Annotated in this window: 14 protein-coding genes; 7 read left to right on the forward strand and 7 right to left on the reverse strand. The window is 63.2% G+C overall.

Translation table 11 applies throughout. From position 1 onward, the window contains the following. Positions 1 to 249 precede the first annotated feature (249 nt). From YU9_RS0118160 to YU9_RS0118175, 4 genes are all read left to right on the forward strand, one after another. Positions 250 to 735, forward strand: a complete 486-nt coding sequence (locus tag YU9_RS0118160; RefSeq protein ID WP_027574099.1) for a GNAT family N-acetyltransferase — start codon at positions 250 to 252, stop codon at positions 733 to 735. After that, positions 732 to 1,349, forward strand: a complete 618-nt coding sequence (locus YU9_RS0118165; protein ID WP_027574100.1) for a DUF2585 domain-containing protein — start codon at positions 732 to 734, stop codon at positions 1,347 to 1,349. The genes YU9_RS0118160 and YU9_RS0118165 overlap by 4 nt, the downstream gene beginning before the upstream one ends. Positions 1,350 to 1,398: 49 nt before the next feature. Further along, positions 1,399 to 2,703, forward strand: a complete 1,305-nt coding sequence (gene hslU, locus YU9_RS0118170) for an ATP-dependent protease ATPase subunit HslU (protein WP_027574101.1) — start codon at positions 1,399 to 1,401, stop codon at positions 2,701 to 2,703. A gap of 226 nt (positions 2,704 to 2,929) precedes the next feature. Next, the gene (locus tag YU9_RS0118175; RefSeq protein ID WP_027574102.1) at positions 2,930 to 4,054 is read left to right on the forward strand and encodes a hypothetical protein; all 1,125 of its coding nucleotides are present in this window, start codon (positions 2,930 to 2,932) and stop codon (positions 4,052 to 4,054) included. Here YU9_RS0118175 and YU9_RS0118180 read toward each other — a convergent pair. Genes YU9_RS0118180 through YU9_RS0118190 form a run of 3 tightly spaced genes read right to left on the reverse strand, consistent with a single transcriptional unit; the run spans position 4,051 to position 6,852 of the window. Next, positions 4,051 to 4,641 (reverse strand): Smr/MutS family protein, encoded by a 591-nt coding sequence (locus YU9_RS0118180; RefSeq protein WP_027574103.1) that lies wholly within the window; start codon positions 4,639 to 4,641, stop codon positions 4,051 to 4,053. The two genes, YU9_RS0118175 and YU9_RS0118180, sit on opposite strands and share 4 nt — an antisense overlap. Next, positions 4,638 to 6,167 (reverse strand): murein transglycosylase A, encoded by a 1,530-nt coding sequence (locus YU9_RS0118185; RefSeq protein WP_027574104.1) that lies wholly within the window; start codon positions 6,165 to 6,167, stop codon positions 4,638 to 4,640. Before YU9_RS0118185 ends, YU9_RS0118180 begins: the two co-directional genes overlap by 4 nt. Further along, positions 6,145 to 6,852, reverse strand: a complete 708-nt coding sequence (locus YU9_RS0118190; protein ID WP_027574105.1) for a Tim44/TimA family putative adaptor protein — start codon at positions 6,850 to 6,852, stop codon at positions 6,145 to 6,147. The genes YU9_RS0118185 and YU9_RS0118190 overlap by 23 nt, the downstream gene beginning before the upstream one ends. 396 nt (positions 6,853 to 7,248) lie before the next feature. Between YU9_RS0118190 and secB the strand changes: the two genes are divergently transcribed. Beyond that, entirely contained in the window at positions 7,249 to 7,734 is a 486-nt protein-coding gene (secB, locus tag YU9_RS0118195; protein ID WP_027574106.1) for a protein-export chaperone SecB, read from the forward strand. Here the strand turns inward: secB and dnaQ are convergent. From dnaQ to YU9_RS0118215, 4 genes are read right to left on the reverse strand one after another with little or no spacing between them, the layout of a single operon-like run. Continuing rightward, positions 7,725 to 8,447 (reverse strand): DNA polymerase III subunit epsilon, encoded by a 723-nt coding sequence (dnaQ, locus tag YU9_RS0118200; protein ID WP_027574107.1) that lies wholly within the window; start codon positions 8,445 to 8,447, stop codon positions 7,725 to 7,727. The two genes, secB and dnaQ, sit on opposite strands and share 10 nt — an antisense overlap. Positions 8,448 to 8,475: 28 nt before the next feature. Then, entirely contained in the window at positions 8,476 to 9,075 is a 600-nt protein-coding gene (gene coaE / locus YU9_RS0118205; protein WP_027574108.1) for a dephospho-CoA kinase, read from the reverse strand. 23 nt (positions 9,076 to 9,098) lie between these two features. After that, positions 9,099 to 9,707, reverse strand: a complete 609-nt coding sequence (locus YU9_RS0118210) for a Maf family nucleotide pyrophosphatase (RefSeq protein WP_027574109.1) — start codon at positions 9,705 to 9,707, stop codon at positions 9,099 to 9,101. Positions 9,708 to 9,715: 8 nt separating this feature from the next. Further along, on the reverse strand, positions 9,716 to 10,555 hold the full coding sequence (locus YU9_RS0118215) for a pyruvate, water dikinase regulatory protein (protein ID WP_027574110.1): 840 nt from the start codon (positions 10,553 to 10,555) through the stop codon (positions 9,716 to 9,718). A gap of 461 nt (positions 10,556 to 11,016) precedes the next feature. Between YU9_RS0118215 and hemJ the strand changes: the two genes are divergently transcribed. Further along, a complete protein-coding gene (gene hemJ, locus YU9_RS0118220) occupies positions 11,017 to 11,451 on the forward strand; it encodes a protoporphyrinogen oxidase HemJ (protein ID WP_027574111.1) in 435 nt (144 codons plus the stop codon). 256 nt (positions 11,452 to 11,707) lie between these two features. Beyond that, positions 11,708 to 12,973 carry a transcription termination factor Rho gene (rho, locus tag YU9_RS0118225; RefSeq protein WP_027574112.1) on the forward strand — a complete coding sequence of 422 codons (1,266 nt, stop codon included), beginning with the start codon at positions 11,708 to 11,710 and terminating at the stop codon, positions 12,971 to 12,973. Positions 12,974 to 13,170: the final 197 nt, after the last annotated feature.

The following is a 13,170-nucleotide window of genomic DNA, read 5'->3' on the forward strand; positions in this document are numbered from 1 at the left end:
CGCTCCGGTTCCGGCAGACCGCCCAGCACGTGCTCCACGGCGGTCCAATCCACCAGATCGCTGATCCGCCTCAGCACCGGATTGCCTTTTCCACGCCGCGACGACGCCAGCGCGTCCGCAAAGCTCGGTTGCCCCACCTGCCGATATGCCATTCCCATCCCCTCCAATCCGTCTAGGGAATCGCAGATTCGCGAATAATGCAAAGCTCTCGCAAGCGGGAGAGGGGGCGCAGCATTGTCTTGGTCTATGATGTGCCTTCCTTACACCTTCCGCCCCATGACCGTGGCCGACCTGCCGCTCATCCGGCGGTGGCTGGGAGAGGCCCATGTGAGGGAGTGGTGGGGCGATCCGGACGAGCAGTTTGCACTGGTCAGCGGCGATCTCGATGAGCCCGCGATGGACCAGTTGATCGTGTTGGCTGGCGACGAGCCCTTCGGCTATCTTCAGTGCTACTGCCTGACCGCCTGGAATACGGGTTTCGGGCTGCAACCGGAGGGCACGCGTGGGATCGATCTGTTCATCGGCGACGGCGACATGATCGCGCGCGGCCACGGCTCGGCGTTCATTCGCCAATTCGTTGATGAACGTTTTCGGCATGGTCTGCCGCGCATGGTCACTGATCCAGACCCGCTGAACCTGCGCGCGCTGCGCGCTTACGAGAAGGCGGGATTCATCCGCGAGCGCATGGTCGAGACGCCGGACGGTCCGGCGCTGCTGATGGTGCGCGAACCGTGACGCTGGTGCAGACGAGCGAGAGCAAGGTCGCATTTCCGCCGCTCGCCTGGGTCGGCCTCGCGCTGTTGCTGCTGGCGCTGCAGGCCTCGATCCTGCTTGCGATGGGGCAGGTGCCGATCTGCACCTGTGGCACCATCAAGCTCTGGCATGGCGTGGTGAACAGCTCGGAGAATTCGCAGCAGATCGCCGATTGGTACAGCTTTTCGCACGTGCTGCACGGCTTCCTGTTCTACGGCTTGACCTGGCTGCTGTTCGCACGGCTGCCGCTCCTGCCTTTGTCCTGGCCGGCCCGGCTGATCATCGCGATGATGATCGAAGGCGCCTGGGAGATCGTCGAGAACTCGCCCTTCATCATCGAGCGCTACCGCGCCGGCACGATCTCGCTGGATTATTACGGCGACAGCATCGTCAATTCGGTCTCGGACAATATGGCCATGGTCCTGGGGTTCCTCGCCGCTCGCATGCTGCCTGTCACCGCGACCGTGCTGCTCGGGCTTGCCTTCGAGATCATGCTGGCGCTCCACATTCGCGACAATCTGACGCTCAATATCCTGATGCTGATCCATCCGCTCGAGGCCGTGAAGATATGGCAATCCGGTCCGCCGATCATCTGACCTAAAATGCGGCTTGTCCTTGGCCGCCTCCCGCCCTAGCTAATCAGACATGACAGACTTCTCCCCCCGCGAAATCGTTTCCGAACTCGACCGTTTCATCGTCGGCCAGGACGACGCCAAGCGCGCCGTCTCGATCGCGTTGCGCAACCGCTGGCGCCGGCAGCAGCTCGAAGGCTCCCTGCGCGAAGAGGTGCTGCCGAAGAACATTTTGATGATCGGCCCCACCGGCGTCGGCAAGACGGAAATCGCGCGACGTTTGGCCAAGCTTGCCAATGCGCCGTTCCTGAAGGTGGAAGCCACAAAGTTCACGGAAGTCGGCTATGTCGGCCGCGACGTCGAGCAGATCGTGCGCGATCTCGTCGAGGTCGCGATCGCGCAAGTGCGCGAGAGGAAGCGTAAGGACGTGCAGGCGCGCGCCCAGCTCGCTGCCGAGGAGCGCGTGCTCGACGCACTGGTCGGCGCCAATTCCAGCTCGGCGACGCGGGAATCCTTCCGCAAGAAGCTGCGCGCCGGCGAGCTCAACGACAAGGAAATCGAGATCGAGACGCAGTCGTCCGGCGGCGGCATGCCGATGTTCGAGATCCCGGGCATGCCGGGCGCACAGATGGGCGCGATCTCGATCGGCGACATCTTCGGCAAGCTGGGCGGCCGCAGCAAGACGCGGCGGCTGACGGTCGAAGGCTCGCACGAGATCCTCGTCAACGAGGAATCCGACAAGCTGCTGGATACCGAGCAGCTAACGCTGGAAGCGATCAGCGCGGCCGAGAACAACGGCATCGTGTTCCTCGACGAGATCGACAAGATCTGCGCCCGCGAGGGCCGCGTCGGCGGCGACGTTTCGCGCGAGGGCGTGCAGCGCGATCTCCTGCCGCTGATCGAGGGCACCACGGTCGCGACCAAGCATGGCGCGGTGAAGACCGACCACATCCTGTTCATCGCCTCCGGCGCCTTCCACGTCGCCAAGCCGTCCGACCTGTTGCCGGAATTGCAGGGCCGCCTGCCGATCCGCGTCGAGTTGCAGGCCCTGACCCGCGACGACATGCGCCGCATCCTGACCGAGCCCGAGGCCTCGCTGATCAAGCAATATGTCGCCCTGATGCAGACCGAGGGCGTGACGCTCGACATCACCGACAGCGCCATCGATGCGCTGGCCGACATTGCGGTGGCCGTCAATTCCACCGTCGAGAACATCGGCGCGCGGCGGCTGCAGACCGTGATGGAGCGCGTGCTGGACGAGATCTCCTTCACCGCCCCGGACCGCAACGGCGAGACCATCCGGCTCGACGCGGATTACGTGCAAAAGCATATCGGCGACCTCGCCAAGAACGCGGACCTGAGCCGGTTCATTTTGTAATTTTGGGCTGCCGCGCTATTGATGCCGCCGTCGTCCCCGCGAACGCGGGGACCCATAACCACCGGCGGCTCTTGTTGAAGCAGATGGCGACTCCGATCCCGGCTCAGACGACTTCCTGTGGTTATGGGTCCCGGATCTGCGCTCGCTCTGGACAACGCTGCGCGTTGCCAGGAGCTCGCTTGTCCGGGACGACGGCGGAGATAGATCGCGCCATCTCGGGTGCGGCGTGATCGCTCGGATCGGGAAAAACCCCTGGCGGCTTCTGCTCGCGATCAACGCCGCGATCATCGTCGGCGTCTTGATCCACAAGATCCGGCTGCCGCCTTACGTCCCCTACATCCACCTGCTCGTCGATTACCATTTCGGCTTCATCAAGCGCGCGCTGATCGGGGCAATCGTCGCGCTGTTCACGGCGAAGGTGCCGGTATGGTTGGTGTTCGCACTCGGCGGCGTGACCTGGCTGGTGACGCTGGGGTTGTACGCAAAACTTTTCCAGAAGACGTTCGGCTTCACCGCAGGAACGCTGCCGCTGTTCGTCTTCACCGCGGGCTCGCCGTTCTTCCTGAAGAATTTCATGCACACGCTCGGCCATTTCGACATCTATGGCTGCGCGCTCGCGATCGTCCTGCTGCTGATGCCGGCGCGCTCCTTGCTGTTCGTGGCCACGGCCGCGCTGTTCTCGATCATTCTCGTGCTGATCCATCACATTCATCTCTTGATGTATGTGCCGACGATCATCACCATCGTCGTGATCAGGCACTACCTGACCTACGGCAGCAGCCGCAGCAACATCGCTTTCGGCGCCGTTGCCTTGCTTATCGTCTCCGCGCTGTTCTTTGCGGCGCAATTCCTGGGAACGATGCCGATTCTTGAAGCGGATTTCGTCGCGCACCTGAAGACCCGGATGGCCGATCCGTCGCGGACTGACCTCTTGCAATTCGCCTATATCTGGTACCAGCCGCTGGCGAAGGAGGTTGCCGACACCTGGGGCCGCCTGCCGCACAACATCCTCGGCGTGCCCGTGTTCGCACTCTTGATCTGGCTGCATACGCCGCTGTGGCGCTTCTTTGCGAGCTTGATCGGCGCGCTCGCGAGTGAGCTGCACCGCCGCCTCGTGGTCGCGGCGCTGACCGGCATCAGCCTCGCTTATCTCGTGATGTTCGCGATGGTGTTCGACTATTCGCGCTGGATCTCGAACTGGGCAGTCTGCATGTTCCTGATCCTGCATGCGGTGAAGATGCTGCCGGCGAAGCGGGAAACGTTGCCGATTCCGTCCGAGGATCGCACGACGAATATCTTCGGCCTGATCCTCACGCTGATCCCGCGCGTCGGAATCATCCGGCCGTTCTAAAGCCTCGCCCGCCTGATCCGCACATACAGCGCGCCCTCGCCGCCGTGGCCGATATGCGCGGTCTCGAAGCCGACGACGAAGGCGCGGAATTCGGGCAGGCTCAGCCATTCCGGCACCTGGCGGCGGAGCACGCCGCTCTCGCCGCCGCTGCGGCCCTTGCCGGTGATGACGAGCACGAAGGTCAGGCCGTCCTGATGGGCGCGGTGCAGGAATCCGGCCAGCGCGCGATGGGCGCGCGTCTGGGTCATGCCGTGCAGATCGAGCCGCGCCTCGATCTCGCTGCGGCCGCGCGAGAGCTTCGTCCGCTCGCGCTTGCCGAGCGGCGCCAGGGGCGGCACGGACGGTTTTGTGACACGCGGCGCCGGCGCGGCGGCGACGGGCCGCGGCGATGACGCGGAGCGGATGGCAGGCGCAGCGGGTGTCGACTCAGCGCGCGGCGCGGCATGCGCCTTCGCTAGGCGATGCTTCCGCAGCGGCTTGACCTGTCTTGAGACAGTATCCCACAGCTCGCGCTCCTCCTCGCTCAGCGCGCGGCGGCGCGGCGAGGGGCGAGGCTCCAGCACGGGCGGACGGGACGATCGTTTCATTGCTGACGATGAGGACGATTCTTCACCGGTCGACGCGGCTCAGAGGCGGGCTCGATCGCGGGACGCGGCACCGGTAGCGGAACGGGGCCGGCGATAGCAACCGTTTCGTTCTTGCCTTGCGCCGCGGCGGCAGCAGGCGTGCCCGTCTTTGCCGGGTCGGTTTGCGGAAACAGCTTTGCGATCTTCTCCGAGGGCCTGGGGTCCGGTATCGGCAGCTTCGCGGCGCGCGGGGCGGGATCGAGGCTCTTCGGCACCAGCATCACGAAATGCATGGGGTGGCGCAGCCGCCCGGAGATACGGCCTGCTTCCTGGCCAGCGCCGAAAAACAGATCGGCGCGCGCAGGCCCAATAATGGCCGAACCGGTGTCCTGCGCGATCATCAGCCGGTGGAACGGCGTTTTGGCGCGTTCGGACTCGATCGGCAGCTCGCCCTCGATGAAGAACGGTGTGCCGTAGACATGCAGCGATTTGTCGACCGCGATCGAGCGTCCCGCCGTCAGCGGAATGCCCTGCGCGCCCACCGCCTCGTCCTTGTCGGAGAGGTTGACCTCGCGGAAGAAGATGTAGGCGCGGTTCTGGCGGCGCAGCTCCTTGGCGCCGTCGGGGTTTTGCGCCATCCACTCCCTGATCTTCTGCATCGACATCTCCTCTTTCGGGATGATGCCGCGCTCGATCAGGATGCGACCGACCGCCGTGTAGGGATAGCCGTTATAGGCGTCGTAATTGAGCCGAACCGAGCTGCCGTCCTCGAACTTGATCCGCGCCGAGCCCTGGATCTGGGCGAACAAGAGATCGGTCGGGTCCTTCAGCCACGCAATCTCCAGCCCGCGGCCGGCGATCTTGCCGTCCTCGATCTCGCCGCGGTCGTAATAGGGCACGAGCTTGCGGCGGCCGATCTTGCGATAGACCGGGCCTTTGTTGGGCAGGCTGACCGAATCCTGCTTGTAGCCGCGCACGAACAGGTTCGAGGGACGGCGATAGACCGGCACGTTGTAGACGTCGGTCTGCGTGCGCGATCCCTCCAGCACCGGCTCGTAATAGCCGGTGACGAAACCATCGGGCTCCCCTAGGCGCGAGATCCGCAGCGGCGCGAAATTCTCCTCGAAGAAGGTCTTCGCCTTGGCATCGTCGGTGAGATCGAGCGTTTTGGCAGCCCGGCAAGGCTCGCTCAGCGAGGCGCCCAAAGCCTTGACTTCGGCCGCGCCGTTCTGCGCATTGATCGATCGGCAGCTGGCGCGGAAGGTCTTGTAGGCGGCGAGATGATCGTCGTAGCCCCAACCCTTCACGTCCGCCCAGGCCAGCGGCAGATATTGCGCGCCGGGAATTTCGAACGGCAGGGAGAGCTGCGGATAGGGCAAGGCCCGCGGCGGAGCGGCAGGCACTTGCGGCAGATGATGGTGATGGTTGCGATGGTGGCGCCGCGCCGCCTCGGCGCCGAGCGAAAACGACGACAGCACGACGGCACCTGCGCAAAGCGCCGTCGCGCCGGTCTTCAGGAAAGTCTTAATTCGCGCTTCCGGTGCCAACCAGCTTCCAGTTCGGATCGCGAGAGGAGGTGTCGCGGGCGAAAGTCCAGATGTCGGTGATGTCGGCGACCGTGTCGGCGCTGCCGTCGACGATGTTGCCGGCCTTGTCGCGGGTGGCCGAGATCATCTGCGAAACGAATCGCACGGTGAGCTGGGCGGTGCGATCGCGCAGCTCGGCGCCGACGAGCTCGGCCTTGTCGATCGAGACGAAGCGCGTCTCGGTCTTCTGCTCGTTCTTCTCGCGCCCCTTGATCGCGGCGTCGAAGCTCTCATAGACCTCCGACGACAACAGGTCGCGCAGCGCGCGGCGGTCGCCATTGGCGAAGGCCAGCACGATCATCTCGTAGGCGCCGCGGGCGCCCGAGAGGAAATGGCGCGGGTCGAAGCTGGAATCCTTCTCGACGATGGCATCGAGGCCCTGCGCCAGCGCAGTGCCCGGCTCGGCCAGCTCCTTCCAGCGATCGGAGGGCGGGGTGGGCTCCGCCGTCGGCGCCAGCGGGGCCTGGTCGATTACCTTGCCCGGCATGGTCACGACGTTGTTGTCCTGGGCACCCCCCAGCGCATTGCGGGCGGCGGTGCGATCGAACGGCGGCCGCTCGTTGCCCGTGCGCTGCCCCAGCACGCTACGCAGTCTCAAGAAGATGAAGACGGCCAGCGCCAGGAATATGATGGTGTAGATGTCCACGTCGTATTCGCTTTCTGGTCTTTTCAGGGGTCGTTGCCGGGAAAATCAATCCGGCCAGTAGACCGTTCCTCGCAGAAACGGCAAGTCTACATCACCATTTTGGATCCACATCAGGTCCTCGGGATGTAGGCACGAAATCTTGCCCGGCCAATGGCGCCTTTTGGCACAGCGCCGAGTGTAGCGCGTTTTATGCTTAAGGGGAAACCCGATCCTGCCCGGAAATCGCGCATCTTCAATCGTTTAGGGCGCAGTTTCGCGGAAAAGGCAGGATGAATGTCAAAGCTGCGGGCGCGGCCCGAATCCCGATCCGGGACCGTTCGTCCTTGTGGAACGAGGCGGCCCTATGTTAGCCAACCGCCGCGAAATTCAGCCCCAATCGGGTAAGGAGAGACTTTCATGACCAACGGTAACGGCACCCCTCCCGAGGCGGCCCAGGCTCCCCAGCTCAACGTGCTGGCGCAATATACCAAGGACCTCTCGTTCGAAAATCCCAACGCGCCGAGCTCGCTCCAGCAGCAGGGCCAGCCGCCGCAGATCAACATCCAGATCAATGTCAGCGCCAACAACCTCAGCGAACAGGAGTTCGAGGTGACGTTGACGGTCGAGGGCAAGGCCGAGGCCGCTAGCAAGGTGATGTTCTCGTTCGAGCTCGCCTATGCCGGCGTGTTCCGGATCGTCAACGTGCCCAAGGAGAACCTGCACCCGCTGGTCATGATCGAGTGCCCGCGTCTCTTGTTCCCGTTCGCGCGCGAGATCATCGCGACCGCGGTGCGCGACGGCGGGTTCCCGCCCCTGATGCTGGATCCGGTCGACTTCGTCGGTCTCTATCGCCAGAACATGGAGCGGCAAATGGCCGCTCAGGGTCAAGCCGGTCAGGCCTGAGCGACCGCCACGGCGGCTGGAGCGGGCAGGTACTCGTTCCAGATCGCCTTGTCGCCCATCGTTGCAATGAAGGCCCGATGGGCCTCGCGCTCGGCCTCCGAAATCCGCGGTGCGAGCGGCACCAGGCGCTGCCGCCGCGGCGCATCGCCGGTCGCACTGACGCGAATCTCCTGGGTGTCCGAAGCCAGCAGCAGCTGCGACTGCCGCGCCCCGACCAGATCGACATAGACCTCAGCCAGCAGCTCGGCGTCCAGCAGCGCGCCGTGCTTGGTACGGTGTGAATTGTCGATGGCGTAGCGCGAGCAGAGATCGTCGAGCCGGTTGGACACGCCGGGATGCTTCCGACGCGCCAGCAGCAGGGTATCCACCAGCCGCTCGCGCGGGATCGCGGCGCGCTTGACGCGGTCGAGCTCGGCATTGATGAAGCCGATGTCGAACGAGGCGTTGTGGATCACCAGCGGGGCGTCGCCGATGAATTCAAGAAACTCTTCGGCGATCTCGTGGAACAATGGCTTGGTCGCCAGGAATTCGGACGATAGTCCGTGCACCGCGAAGGCTTCCGCCGGCATGTCGCGTTCAGGGTTGATGTAGACGTGAAAGCTTTGCCCCGTCGGCATGCGGTTGAAGATCTCGACGCAGCCGATTTCAACCAGGCGGTCGCCGCGGAGCGGATCGAGGCCGGTGGTTTCGGTGTCGAGGACGATTTCGCGCATGTCTTTAAGAACCGTGTGAGACGGCGAATCAGGCTCGCCGCTGCGGCATCTTAACGACCTCGGCCAGGATGTGCTTGATTTGAGCGCGCACCGGGTCAAGTCCGTGTGAGGTATCCACCACGAAATCGGCTCGCTTGCGCTTCTCGGCATCGGGCGTCTGCTTGGCGATGATGGCATCGAGCTTCGCCTCGTCCATCGTGCCGCGCGCCAGCACCCGCTGGCGCTGGAGCTCCGGCGAGGTCGAGACCACGACCACGGCGTCGACCCGCTTCTCGCCGCCGGTTTCGAACAGCAGCGGAATGTCCAGCACCACCACCGGCGCCTTGGCGGCCTCGGCATCAGCGAAGAATTTCTGCCGGGAGGCGCCGAGCATCGGATGAACGATCTGCTCGAGCTGCTTGATCGCAGCGGGATCATGCACGACGCGCGCCGACAGTTTTTGCCGGTCGACCTTGCCGTTCGCGGTGGTGCCGGGGAAGGCGGCCTCGATCGCGGGGGCTGCTTCGCCCTCATAGAGCTGATGCACGGCGGCATCGGCGTCGTAGACGGGAACACCGGCCTCCGCGAATAATTTCGCGGTGGTGGATTTGCCCATCCCGATCGAGCCGGTCAGTCCCAGGATTCGCATCAGCGCCCAGCCTTCTCTCGCAGCTACACCGCAATTAGCTGCTCGCTCCGCAGGAACGCAAGCAGCGGCAGCAGCGGCAGGCCGAGAATGGTGAAATGGTCGCCCTCGATGCGCTCGAACAGATGGATGCCGAGGCCTTCGAGCTGATAGGCGCCGACGCTTCTTGTCACGGCATCGCCGGCAGCGTCGAGATAGGCCGAGAGCTCGGCTTCGCTCATCTGCCGCATGGTCATGCGCGCCACCGAGACCTCCTCGAAAACAATCTTGCCGTCGCGGGCCACGGCCACGGCGGAATTCAGCTCGTGGCTCCTGCCGGCGAGATCCCGTAATTGCGCCAACGCCTGCGCGCGGCCTGCGGGCTTGTTGAAGAGACGCAGTCCAAGAGCCAATGTCTGGTCAGCGCCGATCACGTAGCTCCCCGGATGACCCGCCGAAACGGCCTTGGCCTTTTCTCGGGCCAGGAGCAGAGCGATTTCGCGCGGATTGCTGAGCTTGGAGCTTGCCTGAATGCCGCGCTCGTCGATATCGGCCGTCACGGCCTCGAATTCGAGCCCGGCATTGGCCAGCAGCATTTTGCGCGCGCTGCTTTGCGAGGCCAGGATCAACGGGGATGTACCGCGCCACAGAGCCATGGCGGAGACTATTCCGAGGGCCGGTTGCGCTGGCGATCGCTATAGAGCTTCATGATCGCCGCCGCGGTTTCCTCGATCGAGCGGCGTGTGACGTCCAGCAGCGGCCAGTCATGCTTGGCGCTCAGCTTGCGCGCAAACGCGACCTCCTCGGTGACCGACTGCTTGTCGGTATAGGTGTCGCTGCCAGACTCGGCGCCCATGGACAGCAGGCGATTCTGGCGGATCTGGATCAGGCGTTCCGGCGTGGCGTGCAGGCTGACCACCAGCGGACGCGTCAGCGTCTCCAATTGTGAGGGCACCGGAATGCCCGGAACCAGCGGCACATTGGCGGTGCGGATGCCGCGATTGGCGAGATAGATCGATGTCGGCGTCTTCGAGGTGCGCGACACGCCGACCAGCACCACGTCGGCCTCGTCGAGGCCTTCGACGTGCTGACCATCGTCATGAATCATCGTGTAGTTCAACGCGTCGATGCGCTTGAAATATTCCGCGTTGAGGACGTGCTGGGCGCCGACCCGGCCGGTGGTCGCTGCTCCCAGATAGGCTTCGAACAGCTGCATCACCGGACCGATGATCGACAGGCTCGGAACATTGATCTCCTTGCACTTGTCCTCGAGTCTCGCGACCAGATCCTTCTCGAGCAGCGTGAACAGCACGATCCCCGGCGCTTCCTCGATCTCGTCGAGCACGCGATCGAGCTGCTTCTGGCTGCGCACCAGCGGATAGACATGCTCGACCGGCGTCACGTTGGCGTATTGGGCCGCGACCGCGCGCGCCACGGTGATGAGGGTCTCACCCGTGGAGTCCGAGACCAGGTGCAGATGGAAATAATTGTTCGAGGTCGGCACAAAAACCCTTTGAATTTCGTTGGGGTGGTTTGTGGATTTCTGTGGACCTTAACGCCTCGGAAAGGGATGTGCGACACCAGGGACGGGACAACGGCCGATTTTCTTCACACCGCTCCCGTTCAGAACAAGTCCGGCACCCTGCCGAGACGGAAACGGGATTGCGCGGACAACCCCCTTGATAAGCTGCCGATAGAAACGCGCAAGCCTTTGAAGCCGACTGACTTATCGGAAGTCGGCAGAGGCTGTCCGGGATATGTGGATGGATGTGAACAAGCGCGCGTGAACCCGCGGATGGAATTGCGTGAGTCCAATCCACGGTCACTAAGACTCAAACCTTAAGAATCTAAGATTCTAGATTTGAGGAAGGCGCTACGGACGGATATGTGTGCAGGGTAAGACCTTAACGAGTTCTTACTATCCCCAGCGTTCCCTGAGCTGGGCAGGAATCCGGACCCCCGAAAATGTTCGAAGACGTCTATCTCTGGATCAAGGCGTTGCACGTGATCGCCGTCATCGCCTGGATGGCCGGCATGCTCTATCTGCCGCGGCTGTTCGTCTATCATTGCGAGGCCGAAATCGGCTCGAAGCAGTCGGAGACGTTCAAGATCATGGAGCGTCGGCTGCTCAAGGCGATCATCAATCCCGCCATGATCGTCACTTGGCTCGCCGGGCTCTTTCTCGCCTGGTCCGGCCATTGGTTCTCGTTCGGCTGGCTGCACGTAAAACTGGCATTGGTCCTGGTGCTGTCTGCGGTCCACGGCTTTTTTTCGCGCTGGCTAAAGGATTTTGCCGCCGACCGGCGCCCGCGCAGCCAGAAATTCTATCGGATTATCAATGAGGTGCCGACCGTCCTGATGATTTTCATCGTCATCATGGTGATCGTGAAGCCGTTCTAGGCAGGCCACGCGACGAATAGCTCAGCGCTTCGGCTTGCGGAGCGGTGAGCGATTTTCTATATTGTCGATATCCCACCCAACGCAGGCGGATGTGGTTGTGTCCGAGCTTTCCAGAAGCCGGACACCGCATCAGGTTTGAAGCCTCACCGGCACTCACCTTGCCAGACCTGCGGACCTTACCTGCACCTGCTCGCGTCCGCATTTCAGAGCCTCCTCGCACCCCCTCTTTTTCAGGTTACCCCACAGGACCACCCCAATGCGGGAAATCAAACTCCAGGACCTCAAGTCGAAAACCCCGGCCGAGCTCGTCTCGTTCGCGGAAGAGAACGGGGTCGAGAACGCCAGCACCATGCGCAAGCAGGAGCTGCTGTTCGCCATCCTCAAACAGCTTTCGATTGCCGAGACCGACATCGTCGGCGAGGGCGTCGTCGAGGTGCTCTCCGACGGCTTCGGCTTTCTCCGCTCGCCCGATGCGAATTATCTGCCGGGCCCGGACGACATCTACGTTTCGCCCTCGCAGATCCGCCGTTTCGGCCTGCGCACCGGCGACACCATCGAAGGCCATATCCGCAGCCCGAAAGAGGGCGAGCGCTACTTTGCGCTGCTGAAGGTCAACACGCTCAATTTCGAGGACCCGGAAAAGGCCAAGCACAAGGTCAATTTCGACAACCTGACGCCGCTGTTTCCGAACCAGCGCTTCCGCATGGAAATCGACGATCCGACGCGGAAAGACCTGTCTGCACGCGTGATCGACATCGTCGCTCCCATCGGCAAGGGCCAGCGCGCGCTGATCGTGGCGCCGCCGCGCACCGGTAAAACCGTGCTGATGCAGAACATCGCGCATTCGATCACGCACAATCATCCCGAATGCTATCTGATCGTGCTTCTGATCGACGAGCGTCCGGAAGAAGTCACGGACATGCAGCGCTCGGTGAAGGGCGAAGTCGTCTCCTCGACCTTCGACGAGCCGGCCGTGCGCCACGTCCAGGTCGCCGAGATGGTGATCGAAAAAGCAAAACGCCTGGTCGAGCATGGCCGCGACGTGGTGATCCTGCTCGATTCGATCACCCGCCTCGGCCGCGCCTACAACACCGTCGTGCCGTCATCCGGCAAGGTGCTGACCGGCGGTGTCGACGCCAACGCGCTGCAGCGGCCGAAGCGGTTCTTCGGTGCCGCCCGCAACATCGAGGAGGGCGGCTCGCTGACCATCATCGCGACTGCGCTGGTCGATACCGGCAGCCGCATGGACGAAGTCATCTTCGAGGAGTTCAAGGGCACCGGTAACTCGGAACTGATCCTGGACCGCAAGGTCTCGGACAAGCGCACCTTCCCGGCGATCGACATCTCGCGCTCCGGCACCCGCAAGGAGGAGCTCATCACCGATCCGCAGGTGCTCAAGAAGATGTACGTGCTCCGCCGCATCCTCAATCCGATGGGCACGATGGACGCGATCGACTTCCTGCTCGACAAGCTGCGCTCGACCAAGAGCAATTCGGAGTTCTTCGACTCCATGAACACCTGAGTGCATTGCAGCAAAGATCAAGGGCGCCTTCGGGCGCCCTTTTTGTTGTGCGGCTTTGCTGCAGCAGAGGTGCAGCATGACGGGGCGGCCAACCACCTCGCCTCGGCTTCCGCTAATCTGTTGATATATCAAAATAATACTTGAATCTTGATGGGCCTACCTCGCTGTGCGAGAGGCATTCTCGCAGCAAAAATGCA

The sequence above is a fragment of the Bradyrhizobium sp. WSM1743 genome, from assembly GCF_000473065.1.
In the GTDB taxonomy this organism is placed as follows: domain Bacteria; phylum Pseudomonadota; class Alphaproteobacteria; order Rhizobiales; family Xanthobacteraceae; genus Bradyrhizobium.

Bases quoted from the DNA above. Each gene is read 5' to 3' on its own strand.
- YU9_RS0118160 (WP_027574099.1), top strand. From the start codon at position 250: ATGTGCCTTCCTTACACCTTCCGCCCCATGACCGTGGCCGACCTGCCG.
- hslU (WP_027574101.1), top strand. From the start codon at position 1,399: ATGACAGACTTCTCCCCCCGCGAAATCGTTTCCGAACTCGACCGTTTC.
- YU9_RS0118180 (WP_027574103.1), bottom strand. From the start codon at position 4,641: ATGAAACGATCGTCCCGTCCGCCCGTGCTGGAGCCTCGCCCCTCGCCG.
- secB (WP_027574106.1), top strand. From the start codon at position 7,249: ATGACCAACGGTAACGGCACCCCTCCCGAGGCGGCCCAGGCTCCCCAG.
- dnaQ (WP_027574107.1), bottom strand. From the start codon at position 8,447: ATGCGCGAAATCGTCCTCGACACCGAAACCACCGGCCTCGATCCGCTC.
- coaE (WP_027574108.1), bottom strand. From the start codon at position 9,075: ATGCGAATCCTGGGACTGACCGGCTCGATCGGGATGGGCAAATCCACC.
- YU9_RS0118210 (WP_027574109.1), bottom strand. From the start codon at position 9,707: ATGGCTCTGTGGCGCGGTACATCCCCGTTGATCCTGGCCTCGCAAAGC.
- hemJ (WP_027574111.1), top strand. From the start codon at position 11,017: ATGTTCGAAGACGTCTATCTCTGGATCAAGGCGTTGCACGTGATCGCC.
- rho (WP_027574112.1), top strand. From the start codon at position 11,708: ATGCGGGAAATCAAACTCCAGGACCTCAAGTCGAAAACCCCGGCCGAG.